The organism is Methylobacterium sp. 2A (assembly GCF_009806555.1).
In the GTDB taxonomy this organism is placed as follows: Bacteria; Pseudomonadota; Alphaproteobacteria; order Rhizobiales; family Beijerinckiaceae; genus Methylobacterium.
In genome coordinates this window covers 171,551-185,889 of sequence record NZ_VUOK01000013.1, presented here as the reverse complement: position 1 = coordinate 185,889, position 14,339 = coordinate 171,551, and the positions used below count along the sequence as shown (strand labels likewise).

10 protein-coding genes are annotated in these 14,339 nt (G+C 67.6%); 3 read left to right on the top strand and 7 right to left on the bottom strand.

Features of this window, described 5'->3' with window-relative positions; all coding sequences use genetic code 11:
- Positions 1-333: 333 nt before the first annotated feature.
- The 7 genes from FVE89_RS06980 to FVE89_RS06950 form a co-directional block, all read right to left on the bottom strand.
- The gene (locus tag FVE89_RS06980) at positions 334-2,025 is read right to left on the bottom strand and encodes a TniQ family protein (RefSeq protein ID WP_160533311.1); all 1,692 of its coding nucleotides are present in this window, start codon (positions 2,023-2,025) and stop codon (positions 334-336) included.
- A gap of 41 nt (positions 2,026-2,066) precedes the next feature.
- Positions 2,067-3,038, bottom strand: a complete 972-nt coding sequence (locus FVE89_RS06975) for an ATP-binding protein (RefSeq protein ID WP_160533310.1) — start codon at positions 3,036-3,038, stop codon at positions 2,067-2,069.
- Between the two features lie 9 nt (positions 3,039-3,047).
- Positions 3,048-5,297 carry a DDE-type integrase/transposase/recombinase gene (locus FVE89_RS06970; RefSeq protein WP_160533309.1) on the bottom strand — a complete coding sequence of 750 codons (2,250 nt, stop codon included), beginning with the start codon at positions 5,295-5,297 and terminating at the stop codon, positions 3,048-3,050.
- A 17-nt stretch (positions 5,298-5,314) separates the two neighbouring features.
- Positions 5,315-6,136: a TnsA endonuclease N-terminal domain-containing protein gene (locus FVE89_RS06965; RefSeq protein ID WP_160533308.1), complete on the bottom strand. Its 822-nt coding sequence runs from the start codon at positions 6,134-6,136 to the stop codon at positions 5,315-5,317.
- A 583-nt stretch (positions 6,137-6,719) separates the two neighbouring features.
- Positions 6,720-8,720, bottom strand: coding sequence for an AAA family ATPase (locus FVE89_RS31660; RefSeq protein ID WP_160533307.1), 2,001 nt, complete (start codon positions 8,718-8,720; stop codon positions 6,720-6,722).
- Positions 8,721-8,895: 175 nt separating this feature from the next.
- Positions 8,896-9,174: a hypothetical protein gene (locus FVE89_RS06955; protein ID WP_160533306.1), complete on the bottom strand. Its 279-nt coding sequence runs from the start codon at positions 9,172-9,174 to the stop codon at positions 8,896-8,898.
- 653 nt (positions 9,175-9,827) lie between these two features.
- Entirely contained in the window at positions 9,828-10,163 is a 336-nt protein-coding gene (locus FVE89_RS06950) for a hypothetical protein (RefSeq protein WP_160533305.1), read from the bottom strand.
- A 74-nt stretch (positions 10,164-10,237) separates the two neighbouring features.
- On the opposite strand from FVE89_RS06950, the gene FVE89_RS06945 reads away from it, so the two are divergent.
- The 3 genes from FVE89_RS06945 to FVE89_RS06935 all read left to right on the top strand — a co-directional run bounded on the left by FVE89_RS06945 (position 10,238) and on the right by FVE89_RS06935 (position 14,339).
- Positions 10,238-11,239 carry a DNA cytosine methyltransferase gene (locus tag FVE89_RS06945; protein WP_160533304.1) on the top strand — a complete coding sequence of 334 codons (1,002 nt, stop codon included), beginning with the start codon at positions 10,238-10,240 and terminating at the stop codon, positions 11,237-11,239.
- Positions 11,240-11,348: 109 nt separating this feature from the next.
- Positions 11,349-11,810, top strand: coding sequence for a DNA mismatch endonuclease Vsr (locus tag FVE89_RS06940; RefSeq protein WP_160533303.1), 462 nt, complete (start codon positions 11,349-11,351; stop codon positions 11,808-11,810).
- A gap of 180 nt (positions 11,811-11,990) precedes the next feature.
- Complete coding sequence (locus tag FVE89_RS06935) at positions 11,991-14,339, top strand: ATP-binding protein (RefSeq protein WP_160533302.1); 2,349 nt, start codon at positions 11,991-11,993, stop codon at positions 14,337-14,339.

The following is a 14,339-nucleotide window of genomic DNA, read 5'->3' as shown; positions in this document are numbered from 1 at the left end:
GTCCAATTTCCGCACGATCCAACCGAGCTGAGCCGAGCAGAGGCCATCAAGCGCCAGGGTGTAGCCGGCCTCAGCCCTTGAACACCTCGGCTCGCCTCCAGACGTAGCGGTTCCCGTTATGGAGGGACGCAGCGGGTTCGATTCCCCTCTCGGATAGAAATGGCTTCAAGGCTCGCGCGCTGACGCCGAGCGCCCGCGCAACCTCGGCGGTGCTGGCGTAGGTCTCGTTGAAGACCCTGACGTCGCCCTTGGTGATGCACCTGTCACCGGTCGCCCCGTTCCCGAGCAAACCGGCTGCGACCAGCCAGGTAACGTTCGGCGCCGGCATGCCGATCAGCGGGGCAACCTCGCGGTAGGAGAGCGTGACGCCGTCATCCTCGCCGCCGCGGCCCGAAGGTTCTCCGGGACGATGATGGCCCTCAGTTGGCCTTCGTCGACGAAAAGGCGGGTGATGCGACACTCGCCCTCGCCCGATGCGGCGAGCTCGCCCGACGCCAAGGCTTGCACGATCCGAAGCCATGGCTTGTCGCCGGGCGGAAGCTCATTCAGCACGGAGAAAATCCGCCGCGCCCCTGCCGCCGGCCCATCGGCCGACACGCAGTCGAGGATGGATGTGACCAGGGCGTCGAGCGAGGACTGCCGGATGTAGAGGTGCCCCTTGCCGAGCAGGAGGGCGGGCCCTTCCGCCCGCACGATCAGGCCGGCATCCACCAACGCCTGAAACGCCTCGACGGGCAAGCCGACCGCGCGGGCGGCCTTGGTCGCCTCGGTCATGTCCCGCTTGACCTCGGCGATGGCCTCGACCTCTGCCCGCTCGTAGAGGGTCAGGGACCTGTCCGCGCCCTCGATGCCGATGGCCTTCACCACGCCCTTGGCAGCAAGCCTCGGCATGTTGGCATGCTTGACGCCGAGGATGCGGGCGGCCTCCATCGTGTCGACGAGGTCATCCCGGTGCCGGTGTGCGCGCTTCCGCAACGGGGAGTGGTGGGCCGCCGTGCGCCTCATGTCCTCCGCGATGGCCTGCCGGACCGCCTCGCTGAGGCCGGGCGTCAACGATAGGCCCCAGGCCACGTTGCGGAGATGGCCGATCTCCTTGAATGTCCCGAAGAGCTGTGGTCGCTCGCGGGCCTTCGCACGCGCCTGCTCGCAGAGGCGCCCGATGCCATCCTGCCAATCCATCAGGGTACGCCCCATGACCGAGAGCAGGTGGGGGGTCAGGAACGCGCAGTCGTCCGGCCCACGCATGCGGCGGATCTGCTCGGCGACCATACGCGATGGCGTCTCGACGGCCCGCGCGATCACGATGGCAAGCTCGAACAGGTCCCCCGGAGCCGCTCCGCGAAGGGCCAGGTCAACGTTCGACGCCGCCCTCGTCCGGCGGGACGGCTCCGGGTCGACGAGGTCGGTCAGGAGCCGGAGCCCGGCCTCGTCCTCCACTTCGATCAGCGGCTGCGGATGGTCGCGCAGATCGACAAGCGGCCCCTCGTCCGCGTCGCGGCACCTGTCGCAGAAGGCGATGCCCCTGGTCGCGAACCAAGCGAGATGCCTGCGGCAGACCGGACACCTGTCGATCAAGGTCTCCATCGTCTCCGGGCAGAACGAGAACGGCGCCAAGTCATGGACGGCGCGGTGGTGCGCCGACCGCCTCAGCGCCAGGGGCGAGACCCTCCGGTAGCGCTTCTCGCGATACTGGGCCCTGATGGTCACCCCGAAGAAGTCGATGAAGTCCCCATCGCGGTCAGGCAAGGTGCCGGCTCGGTGGAGGCGCGAGAAGACCTCTGCGGGCGGCACCCTGAGGACATATGCGAGGCGCGTCGCGTCCTCGTCCGAGATTTGGGCCGGGACGCTGTTCGGCAGCACCTTCCCGATGTCCGCGAGCCGGACCACCTTGAGCACCGAGGTGTAGCCGTTCCTTGCCGCTGTGCGTGCGATCAGCCCCAACAGGCTCTCGCCCGTGACCGGTGCTGGATCAGGTCCGAACATGAGCGGCTGCAGGCGGCGCCACCGCTTGCCGGGGACCGTCATGCGATGGAACGCGAGGTCGCGGTCGGCCAGAACTTCGGCGCTTACTTCGCCCGATCTCTCTTACGCAGCGTGCGTGCACCGTGCTTGAACGGGTTGTGGTCGGTCTTGCCGAGTTCGATGGCCCACTCGTCGACGGCCCTGTCGAGGTCCTCGTACTCGATGCGCCGCGCGCCGCGTTCGATGGCGAAGACGGTCGCCACCTCGAAGACGTTCGAGGCCGTCCCGATAACGCCGTCGCTAACGTCGAACATGTTGGCGGGGATGTCGCCGACCAGCAGGCCGGACCGCTCCTCGAAGATGCCGTGCTCGACCAGCTTCATGTCGAAGCCCGCGCAATGGTCGAGGAATTCCTTGCGGTCGTCATCGTACTTGGCGTCTAGCGGCTTGATGAGGAGTGGCGCGTAGGCGCGCTCCGAGATCTGCTCGTTCTTCACCAGCAGGGGCATGGCCTTCTCGATTCCGACGAGCACGAGCGGGCATGCGCCGCGGATGAGCATCCGCTTGATCGTCTCCGCGACGCTCCAGGCCGTGGTTCCGCCCCTGTCGTTGTTGATGAGGTGGTGGAGCTCGTCCAATACGACGATGTCGGTCCTGGCGGTCTCCATCGCGTTACTGGCTCGCCTGAGCAGCGCCCGTGCGTTGCCCTGGTCGAACTCCGGGTCGCCGTATTCCTCCAGGATGTCCGAGCCGAGCGACCGGGTGTTCGCTTGGGCGGATAGGGTGACATGCACCACGGAATGGACCTGGTCGTCGGGTTCCCCTTCCTGAAGAACCTCCTCGACATAGGTCTTGATGCAGGTGCTCTTCCCCGAGCCCGACGGACCGATGATCGGCAGGTACTTCTGCGGGATACGGGGGCCGCGCCTGCCCTTCGCCTCCCACTCGTCACGGGACTTCGACCCGACCTTGCGGAGGACCTCCAGCTGGTCCCGGACGCGGACGACCCGCGAGTTCGGAAGCCGGAACTTCCGGAACTCCAGCCTGGCGTGGGCGATCTGGTCGGCAATCGACATCGGACTCGTTCAGTCCTTCTTGCGGTTGCGTTCCGCCATCCGCCGCTCGAAGTCCTGGGCGTAGGCGTCGGCATCGTCCAAGGCGAACCCGGAAACGTCCGGCCTCGCCTTCGTGGCCTTGCTCACCTGGGATGATGCCTGCGCCTCCCTTTCCGCCTCCTTGCGCTTGCGGGTCTCCGCGGCGGTCCTCATCGCCTTCTTGCCGCCCCGGCGGGGGCCCTTCTCGGGGATGCCGTCGCCCTCACGCTCGAACGCGAGCGGGACCGTGGGGATGTCGGCTGGCTTCGCGGCCAGAGCCCCGGGCACGACGGTGCCGTGCCTGACGAGGTCGCCGGCGAGGACGGGCTTGGGCGCTTCGAGGAGCCGGCGCTTCCGCCGCATCGCTGCGAACTTGGCGCTAGGCGCGGCAGCCTCGATGCTCGCCCGGAGACGGTGGCGGGCCGCCCAGCGCTCGTCGTCGGTCGAGAACGGCAGGTCCTCGGCCTTCGCCCAGTCCTTCAACTGCTTGTGGTGCCACATGCCTAAGCCGCCCCGGACATAGCGGACGTCCAGGTTGGGGAGGATCTCGTACTTCTTCCTGGGCTTGGCCTCGGGGTTCCAGACCGAGATCCGGCTGACGTCCGCCGGGTTGTACTTGATCTTAACAGTCGCGGTGGCGCCGCCCTTCCGCCGCTTGCGATGCGGCGTGAGGTGGGCCAGGTCCTCAAGGAGCTTCGAGGTGGTAACCGGGTCGTGGAAGCGCATCCCCTCAAAGGTGATGCCCTCGCGGGTCAGCATGGCCGTGTCCACCGCGCCAAACGCGGAAGCCAGGAAATTCACGTCGTCGATGGTCTCGCGGCCCTGCGCGAGGCCGCGGCGCCAGAGCGTCTCGGGAGCCGCCTCGATGCCGGCATGCACCTCGTACTGGTAGCTGTCCCGGAGGGTCTGGTAGACCAAGCCTTCCAGCATCGTCCGCGTCGTGGTGGCGTCCCGGGCCGGATCGAAGCCCATCTGCTTCATCATGTGCGGCGGCAGCGGAACGCCTCCCGCCAGCTTGTGGAACAGCTTCTTGTTGAACGTCCCGAAGAGCCTCTCAATCGGAGCCTTGTATTCCGGGTTCTTCACGGGCGCCCAAAGCACGTTGATGCTTGCATCTTCGCAGGCGTCCTGGAACGACACGCCGATCTGCTCCAAGGCGTTGTCGACGATGATGCTGTCCGGCTTGCCGTGCTTGTCCCGCCAGAGCTCGGCGAACTCCGGCCATTGCCTCATGAGGTCGAGCTTCGGCGTGGTCACGAGCTGGACACAGCTCATGATCGTGTAGATCGACGGGGGTTCATAGGTGAGCACGGCCGCGAGCACGGTGCGCGAATAGAGGTCCATCGCGAAGGTCAGCGTGGGACGACCGGCCGGGATCAGGTCGTCAAGCTGGTCATCGAGCACGCACCAGCCGTCCACGACGGTCGAGTCGATGAGGACAAAGTCGAGGATTGCCTTGGCCTGGATGGTGGGCCTCACGCCGCGGAACCGCCGCCTGCCGACCTGCCCGTTGAACTTGGCCGCGAGCGTCTCCTCGCACTCGGCCTCGTTGATGCGTACGCGCAGGGTCTCGTAGCTCGGGGTCGGGAGGTCCCTCCACGTCGTGCCGTACCGCGCCCTGCCGAGCCGGTTGGTGCGCAGGACGAAGGCGCGCAGCCAAGCGTAGGCGTCGCCCTTGTCGCGTGTCCAGAGCGAGTAGTACCAGCCGACCGCACGCTCCAAGATCTCCGCGACCGCCGGAGGCCAGCGGTTGCGCTTCCCCTTCCCGGACTGGCTCTCCATCACCTTGAGGGGGCGGTTGTCCGTGACGCCGCGCTCGGTGATGGCGCGGTAGAGCGCCGACGAGCTCGGCTTCCAGACGATGCCCCGCCGAGCGGCCTCGGCCGCGTGGTCCTCGACGAAGGCCGACAGGGCCTTCGCGCTCAGCGAGCATGCCTGTTGATCGAACTTCCTGGTGTAGAAGCGGCGCGCCCGGGCCTCGTCGGAGGCCCCGTCCGGCCCGACCTCGTCGGCTTGGTCGTAACGGTTCGGCCGGCCCGTCCGGTCGAGGCTGCGGCGAATGCGTGTCGCCTCCCCGGCGCAGAGCATCGCTTCGAGCTGCTCCTGGGAGAGGATCTCCTCCCTGGACAGGGCGAGGCTCCTGAACAGGAGGCGGTCGTCCGCGAGGTGCTTCGTCAGCACGTAGCGCCCGTCGGGGAAATCCCATTCCTCGAAGAGGGTGTGCTTGCTCTTGAGCGTCATGCCGGCCGCCTCCCCTCTCAGCGCGTGACGGCGGCGCGCGCCGCCGGGGAGACCAGGCGCACGGGGGCGCCGCGGTTGAGCGGTCGCGTCAGGTCGATGGAGACGACACGCAGCACGATGGCGGCATGGAGCTTGGCGCGCCCGCGGGAGCCGCCGCCGAGCGCCTCCGCGGCCTCGGCGAACGGGAGCGAGCCTCCGGCCCGGTAAACGGCTTCGGCGAGGCGATGCCGTTCCTGGCCGGTCACCCTGGCGGTGCGGTTGCGCTGGATGGCTTCGGCGGTCCGGAGCTCGCGCCTGTCCTTCAGGTCGGCCTCGGAGAGGATGAGGTAGGTCCAGCCCAGCCCCTCGTAGACGAGGCGGGCGAGTTCGAGCTTCAGCGCGTAATCCGGGGTGCGGCGGGCGTCCTCCTCGCGCTTCTTGATCTCGACGATCTCGACGCCGCCATCCGCGAGGTCCCGGCGCACGTCCGGGTAGTAGACGGCGCTCTTGCCCCCGGGCAGCCGGATGGTGAGCCGATGCGGCTGGCTCAGGTAGGAGACGACGTCGGCATCGGCCTCGCAGACCCAGAGGTAAGCCAGTTCGGCCAAGGCTTCCCATGGAAGCGAGCGGCGCGCCTTGCGGCTGGCGTAGCGACCGACGGGCTTGTGGTGCCGGCCGTTGATGATCAGGCGGACCGGTCCGCCCCGCACGCCGACGTCGATCTTCGCGGCGGTGCGGATGTCGAGCAGCGCCGTGTCGAGGTCGAACCTGCTGTCGCTGTGCTGGAAGAAGGGTGCGTTCGTCAGGGCGGCCTCCCATGGTCGGGGGGCCCGTCGCGCAGGAGCGCGACCGGCGGACATCTTGGCGGTGTGGCGGATGGCAGGCGCGTATGGTCCCGCCGCAGGCGGCGGGGCGCCGGGCTGACGCGCGTATGATCGGGTTCTTAGGCATGGCGGACGTCCTCCTAGGGGGTGGGCAGACGGGGACCTTGGAGCCCGCGGCTACGAGGCCGGGCGAGGCTGCCCCCGGACGCTCGACCAGGTCGGCCGAAAGCGGTCCGGATTCGGGAACGACTTGGATGGTCGACACCGACAGAGAGGCGTAGGCACGGGCGACCGGCGCGTGGATGGTCCCGGGTGATGACCTCGTACGGCCGTGGTCCCGGGCTACTCCTGCCGGTCCGGTCGCCCAAGGGCTCCGGATTATCTCGGACGCGAGGCTATCGCCGTTTTGCGGGCGCCGCCGGACCGAGGAAGGCGTGCGGTCATGCCGGGCATGCTTTCCTCCTCCGGTAGGGGCCAGGGGCTGGCCGGGGCGGGTAATGGGCGATGGCGTAAGGATGCCGCCGCCCAGGCTGATGAATGCTTAACGTCGCCCTGGCCGCTCGGTCGACGGCGTATATGGCTGTGGATGACGTCTGCGGCCGCGCTGGCTCCTCCGGGATTACCGTGTGCGTTCCTCCCGGGAGAGGTTGGCCCCGCGGAGGGGCTTTCGGCCGTCGATGATGGCGCTGACCTCGCGACCATCGACGATGCCGCAGTCGACGATTCGGCGGGCGAGTCGGTCGATGACGTCGGCGTTCTCCCGCACGAACCCGAGGGCGCGGGCGTAGAGGCGGGTCAGCTCCGTCTCGCAGGTGTCGCGGAAGGCCGGGTCGGTGCGCGCGAGTGCGACCGCCTGCTCGGGCGTGGCGGCCCGGTGGACGAGGCTGTTGCCGAGGCACCAGGCGCCGTGCAGGGCGGCGACCATGGCGGTCGCCAGCCCGACGTCGGATGTGGCGCTCCCGCCCGAGCCGGTGGTGGGCGCCCCCCAGGTCTCGTCGGCGGCACGGCCGGCAAGGATGGCGACGACGTGGGCCTCGACCTGTGCCCGGGTGCGTGTCTCGGGCTGCAGGAGCCGTGAGCTGGTGCGGCCGGCGAAGCGCCCGTGCGGGACCACCGAAACGAACGTAATCTCGGCCACGCCGAGCTTGAAAAGTGCGGCTGCGTGCGAAGCCTCGTGGCGGGCGACCGCGATGCGCTCCTCCGGCGTGCGCCCGTCGGGTTCGGAGATGAGGCCCAGGAGGTCGGGCAGGCGCATCGGGCGATCCTCCCCCCTGGCGGCCGCGCGGGCGGACCGGACCCAGCCGGCGGCCTGGGCCCCGGTTGCACCGACGGCGAGGGTGGCGAGCGGCAAGAGGTCGACGCCCTCCAGGTCGTGGCCGAGGTGCTGCCTCAGGATGCCGGCGAGCGCCGTCGGCGATGGCGGCTGGATGGTGATGACGCGGTTCAGCCGGCCGGGGCGAATTAGGGCCTCGTCCAGATGTTCGGGGAAATTGGTCGCTCCAATGATGATGCAGTTCTTCGTCTTTCCGGAGCCAGAACCGTCGAGAGCCAGCAAAACCGAGTGAACCAGCGGCGTCCAAAAATCTCTATTCTTGCTCGAAACTGTGGAACGGGCCGGGAGACCGTCAAGCTCATCTAGGAGGATCAAAATTGGGCTTCCGAAGGCAGCGGCCTGCTGCCACACGGCCTCGGCCTGTTGGACGATGTCGCCGAGGTGGCCGGCGCCGGGGGTAGCGAACCAGGCGGCGACTGAGGTCTCTAAAATCGGCAGCCCCAGGGTCTTTGCGACCGACCGCGCCAGCGTGGTCTTGCCCAACCCCGGGGCGGAGGCGAAGCAGACCGCGCGGTCGGCGATCTGGTCGAAGCGCTCGATCTTGCCGGCCCTCCAGTCGTCGACTTGGCGCTTGAGGGCCATGGCCCAGTCCATCGCCTCGCCCTCGTAGCCCCTGAGCTCCGAGATCAACGGCACGTCGGCGAGGTCGGTGTTGGGCGCCGCCTTCGCGCGGACGGTGGCGAGGAGACGCTTGCGGCACTGGGCCGGGGTGCTGCCGCGGCGGATGGCGACCGCGATCTCGTCGAGGGTCAGCCCGGCGGCGACACCGGCCGGCACGCGCCGGCACTCCTTGCCGGTGACGAGGGCGATGGCGGTGCGCAGGACGCGGTCGCTCGGGGCTCCGACCTCCAGGGTGATGTCGGCCCCCGTGACGAGGGCGGAGGGAAGGTACCTCGGCGGGTCCTGGGAAACCCCGGCCACGTTGAGGCCGTGGGTGAGCTGGTCGGAGATCTTGTCGTTCCCGACAGTGGCCTTGTCCTGGGACCGCGACCCGCCGCTCCTGTTGCAGATCCAGCCGAACGAGGCCGATTGGTTCAGGGCGCGCTCCATCGGGTCGCACCATTCCGGGCCGGGCACCCGCACCACCAGCGCGATGCCCGACCTGCGTTCGAGGCGTTCGAGCTGCCGCGTGGTGAGCAGGTCCTGCAGCGCCGCCATCGCGATGATGGTGCTGACCCGCGTGCCGGTGAGTTCCTCGGCGGCTTGGCGCAGGTCGCCGGTGCCGCCCAGGAACTCGTCGAGGTCGGCGAATTCCGGGTTTCTCTTAAGGTTGGTGCTCTTGGTCACGGCGGCCTCCTGCGGGCCGCCGCGCGTCGGTCAGGCCCGTCCGGGGATCACAGGGGATGGGGCACGGGATCCGCGGGCCGTGCGCGCGGGGCGCTCGGTCGGCGGGCGGCGGCCGCGGGTATCGGGTCGGCGCGACGGGTCATCGTTGTCTCCGGCCTGAGATAGGGGCGCCGGATCAGTCGGCGATGTCGAAGCCGTCGGGGTCGCCGACCCTCCGGGCATGCGCGGTGACCCGGACGTCGGTGGGCCTGGGCCCGGTCCGCTCGGCCAGCGCCCGCGCCCGGCGCTCGCCCTCCTCGTGGGCGGCGCGCCCAAGGGCGACCAGGGCTGCCTGGACGGCCCGGGAGAAGCCCCCCCCATCGATGCCGAGGCCCTTGAGCGACGACAATCTTCGGAAGAGCTCGCCGACGAGGCGGTCGGGGTCGTAGGATAGGTTGGGGTCGTGGAGGTTCATGGCGGCCTCGTGCGCGGGCCGCCGGACGTGTGCCGGTCAGGCCCCGCTGATCGCGTGGACGGGGAGCGCGGCGCCGCCCGGGGGCAGCGGACGGGCGTCCGGTATGAGGCGGCCGGGGAGGAACACGGTGGGGCTCCGAGAGGTGGGCAACGGTCCGGAAGCGCACGTGAACATAAGGGGACCGGCGCCCTGGGCGTCAACGCAACCGTGCCGGTTTCCCTCGTCCATCAGCTCTTTGCCGCAATCGCCATGTGGATCCCCAGGCAACGGCCAGGGCGCGCCTCCGCACGGCCGAAGCTTAAGCGGTCGCGCCGCGCAAGCCTGGGATCCGGGCCCGCGCCGCCGCGGGGACGCCGGTCCGGCGCGCATCCGCGCCGAACGGATAACGGGGACGCCACCCGTTACGCGTTATGCGGACGCCATGAAGCTGTGCGGCCTGAGCTCAGCAGCCGACATACCGCAGGGCGCCCAGATGTCCGCCGGCCGCTCGATGGCCGTACGCTGTGGGCCGGCGCCGGTAGCGTGGGCTGATCCGGCGTGAGGTCACGTGCTTCGCCTCGACGAGCCGCCGCCCTTCGATGCGAGCTGATGGCGCTCCGGCAGGGAAAGGCGGCCACCTCGGTTCTGGCTAGAGGACGCGCCGACCGCCGGGTTCAGATGTCCGCATAGGCCCGGGTCAGCATCTCGATGCTCGACCTCAGGACCGCTAGGTCGCCACCGGCCGCGATGAAGCCCTCGATGGCCTGGTTGACGCCCGTCACGTCCTGATCGGCCACCTCATTTTTTATATGAATATATTGGAGTACGCGGCGCACACGCGGGGTCACCCTCGCGAAGTTGCCCCGCTTCAGATGCCAAATGAACGTCTGCGGGACACTCGTCCTCCTCCCGAGTTCCGTATCCGACATGCCGGTGCGCGCGAGGAAGTCCTTAACTTCCGAAGTGATAGCATCGCGTCCGTCGAGGTCGACGGCTTCGTGCCGAGCCATGCCTAGCCCTCCTGGTGCCTTGCATAGCTTCCATATAAATGTATGATCTGAGCCATGCAAGCGACGGACCCGAGATGCGCCGGCCCTTCACCCTGATCGACCTGTTCGCCGGCGCCGGGCTGTTCAGCGCGGGCTTGATGAAGGCCGGCTTCCGGCCCGTCCTGGCCGTCGACGCCGCGGCGGACGCCGTCGCCTCGTACAACCGCAACGTCGCCCCTTGCGCTGTGAAGGGCAGCGTGGTCGTAACGAAGGGCGTGCGCCCGTGCGATGTGCTCGTAGCCGGCCCGCCGTGCCAAGGCTTCAGCACGCTTGGTCGCCGCGATCCGACCGATGTCCGGAACAGTTTGGGCTTGGCCATCCTCCCATGGGTTGAGGCGTCCCGCCCCCTTCTCGTCGTGGTCGAGAATGTGCCGCCCTTCCTGCGTTCCAAGCAGTGGCGGCAGATGGCGGACGGCTTGGCCGGCCTGGGCTATTCCGACGTCACAACCTGGGAGCTCGACGCCGCCGATTTCGGCACGCCGCAGCGTCGCAAGCGGGCGTTCACCATCGCCTCGCTCATCGGCCCCGTCGCCCCCCCGGAGCCCGGGCGCAGGAACATGTCGGCTGGGCGTGCGATCATGGTCCCGCCGCCATCGGATGGGGACCCGATGCACGTTTGGCCTGTCAAGACCGGCAAGGCGGCCGCCCGCATCGCTATGGTGCCGCCGCGCGGCGGCCGGCGCGACCTGGTTCGGCAATGCCCGGAACTCTGCCCTCCCTCGTGGATCAAGCTGGGCGGTGACGCGACCGACGTTTACGGGCGCATCGATCCGGATGTCCCGTCGAACACGTTGAGGTGCGAGTTCCTGAACCCCTCGAAGGGCCGGTACATCCACCCCTATGAGGACCGCGTGCTTTCGCTGCGCGAGGGCGCGCGCCTGCAAGGCGTCCCGGACGATTGGGTGTTCGAGGGAAAGCCTTGGCAGGTCGCCCGTCAGATCGGCAACGGCGTGCCCCTACCGCTCGGACGGGCGGTAGGCACTGTGTTGGCCCGGGCCCTCAAGGACCATCTCGCGAGACAGCCGGTGGCGGCGTGATGCGTCGGCGTGGCGGCATCAGCTCGCCAGCGGCGGTGTGCCGGCATGTGGCCTTTCCTCGTCCGCGCCCCTAGACGTTCGAGGCCACCTTCCTCGCAACGGCCGCCCTGTGACCGATTTCCTCGATCAAGCAGGTCGTTCCGCGCTGATGCGGCGCGTCCGGCGCAGCGACACGGCCCCAGAGCTGGCGGTGCGGCTCGCTCTGCGGGACCTCGGCGTCGGATACCGCTTGAGCCGCGAGGGACTTCCTGGCAGGCCGGACGTGGTCCTCGCCGGGCGTCGGGTTGCCGTCTTCGTGCACGGTTGCTTCTGGCACGGGCACCCCGATTGCAAGCGGTCCGCGCCGGCCAAGTCGAACGTAGCCTTCTGGTCGACAAAGATCGCGCGCAACGCCGAGCGGGACCGGCGTGTCGCGGAGGAACTGCGCTCGAAGGGGTGGCACGTGCTGGTCATATGGGAATGCGCGACCAGGAACCGGGTCCGGCTACGCGAGGTCCTCTCGACCTACCTCCTTGAACGGGGGTTCGAGCGTCGGTCACGGTCGACCGGCACGTTGGTCGAGATCGGCTGAGGCCGGCTCGGCGGGTTCGTTCGCGTCCCTTCGGCCGCGCTCGCGGGTTTGCTAGCGCTCGGCATCCGCGGCCGGACGGTTGGTGGGTTGGGTGACGATGGCCCTATCCCGAGGCTTGGCGTGTGCTAACCTCGGATAGGGGCACGAAGGTGCCTCGCAGCATACCGTCGGGGAGCGTCCGTGATCGACCGTGAGGGCATTACCGGGGATATAGACGACGCTGCCGCGACGCCGGTCGGCGACGTTACGGCGGAGGGCGCGACGCCGCGTCCCTCCAAGATGGTCATGGCCATCCAGACCGGGATGCTCAAGACGCTCGGGATCAACCTCTACACGAGCATCGGGAAGGTGCTCGTCGAGTTCATCGCCAACGCCTATGACAGTGATGCGAACAAGGTCGCTATCCGCATCCCGTTCGACGTCATCGCCGAGGAGCGCCAGGCGCTCAGGGCGCGGTTGAACGAGGAGCTCGCCGATGCGGCCGCTAAGGCCGAATCGGGGCAGGACACTTCTTGGGCCGCCGATGGCGGAGAGGACGGCGAGGATGAGGTGGAGGACCCCTCGCTCGTCAAGTTCCGGCTCCTGACGCAGACACTGCCGGAAGATATTCTTGTGACCATCGAGGACGACGGTCATGGCATGACGACCGCGGAGGTGCAGAACAAGTTCCTGCCGCTCAACCGGAGCCGGAGGAAGGATAAGAAGGGTCGTGAGCGCCTGCTGAAGACCGAGAGCGGGCGCCGATACGTCATGGGTCGCAAGGGGCTCGGCAAGTTGGCCGGCTTCGGCGCGGCGACGGTCGTGCAGGTCTGGACGAAGCGCGTCGGCGATACGCACGCGACCGTCATCACGATGTCCGACGATGCCCTGGGCAAGGTCGACGACGTCCGCGCGGCGTCCATTCCTGTCACCTACGAGGACGGACTCGAACCGGATCTGCATGGAACCCGTATCGAATTCAGGTCTCTGAAGAGCGACGCACTTCAAGACTCAGAAGGCGCCGTCAGGGAAAGTATCGCCCGGTCGTTCTTCGCCGTTAAACCCGAAGACATGCGCATCGAGTTGAATGGCAAGCTCATTTCCGTAGACGTCCCAGCATACGAGTTCATCTACCCCGCGGAGTTGACGCGGGACGACGTGGTAGAGGACCGCCTCGCCTCGGGAAGCGCTCCTGTAGAGGGCTTAGGCGAAATCGGCTTCCGCTACTACGTCGGCTTCAGGAGTAAGAACGAGCACCTGCCCGCCGGGAAGCGGGGCGCGCGCATCTACTGCAACAAGAGGCTCGCAGCTGGCCCTACCCTGCTGAAGCTCGGCACTGGCATGCACAGCTTCCATTCGCAGGATTACATGGAGGCCGTTTTCGAGGTGGATGAGCTCGACCGTGGCCCGGTCGACATCATCAACACGAGCAGGACCCAGTTCAAGGAAGGAAACGAGATCTTCGAGGCGCTGTCGGACAGGCTGACCGACATCATGAAGGCAGCGATTGCACGGCACGCCAAGTACCGCGAGGACCAGGCCGAGCACGAGCTTAACAACGATCCCGAAGCCCGCGTCTTGATGCGCATCGTGCGCAACCTGCCCAGGAAGACCCGAAAGGCGGCGGAGAAGCTTCTCAAGTCAATAGCCAGCGTGCATCCGGTCGGAACGGAGGAGTTCCAGGAACTCGCTCCCGTGATCTTGAATTCCGTCAACGCGACCGAAGTGCTCACCAAGCTGATCACCCTGGGCTCGAAGCCGGAGACGCTAGGGAAGGTCGCGGGCGAGCTTCGCGAACTCGCGGAGATCGAAAAGCTCGACGCGCTCAAGCTGTACCGCGGTCGCCGCAGCGGCATTCAAGCCATCCAAACGCTCATGGAAGGTGCGCAGCGTGAGGACTGGCGCACGAAGATGCGCGAGAAGGAGTTGCATCAACTCCTGAAAGATAACCCTTGGCTGATCCGTCCCGAGTTCTCCACATACCTGACAAGCGACATCGACATCAACAAGACGGTGACCCGAGTCGCTGAAGCCCTGGGCGTGGATGAATTCGCCCCAATATTTTCCGATGTTGACGAAGATCCGTCGAAGTCCAAGAAGGACAGGACGAGGCCGGACCTCACCTTTATGTTGAGCGACCCCGTACTGAGCGGGCCGTATAGGCTCATGATCGTCGAGCTCAAGTCGCCTTCGATGCCGCTGGAAATCGAGCATTACAGGCAGTTGGAAGACTATATTTTCAAGATTAAGACTTGGTGCAAGAATAACGTCACTCACTACGTTTCCGTTCACGGATATCTGATCGGCAGCTTTCCTAAAAAGGAAACAACCGTGGGAGCCGAGGTGCAGTTGCTCGACAAGTGGCAGAGGTCCTCGCCGAACGACGAGATCCGCATCGTCGACGTCATGGGCCTGATACAGGAGGCGAAGCAGACCCACCTGGAGGCGATCAAGGCTTTGGAGCAAGATACCGCCGAGGACGACGAGGCAGACGACGTGCCTGCGGCAGCCTCCCAAGCCGGGGATGCGACCACGGCGGCGCTCCCCTGA

Bases quoted from the DNA above. Each gene is read 5' to 3' on its own strand.
- FVE89_RS06980 (WP_160533311.1), bottom strand. From the start codon at position 2,025: ATGACGGTCCCCGGCAAGCGGTGGCGCCGCCTGCAGCCGCTCATGTTC.
- FVE89_RS06975 (WP_160533310.1), bottom strand. From the start codon at position 3,038: ATGTCGATTGCCGACCAGATCGCCCACGCCAGGCTGGAGTTCCGGAAG.
- FVE89_RS06970 (WP_160533309.1), bottom strand. From the start codon at position 5,297: ATGACGCTCAAGAGCAAGCACACCCTCTTCGAGGAATGGGATTTCCCC.
- FVE89_RS06965 (WP_160533308.1), bottom strand. From the start codon at position 6,136: ATGTCCGCCGGTCGCGCTCCTGCGCGACGGGCCCCCCGACCATGGGAG.
- FVE89_RS06955 (WP_160533306.1), bottom strand. From the start codon at position 9,174: ATGAACCTCCACGACCCCAACCTATCCTACGACCCCGACCGCCTCGTC.
- FVE89_RS06950 (WP_160533305.1), bottom strand. From the start codon at position 10,163: ATGGCTCGGCACGAAGCCGTCGACCTCGACGGACGCGATGCTATCACT.
- FVE89_RS06945 (WP_160533304.1), top strand. From the start codon at position 10,238: ATGCGCCGGCCCTTCACCCTGATCGACCTGTTCGCCGGCGCCGGGCTG.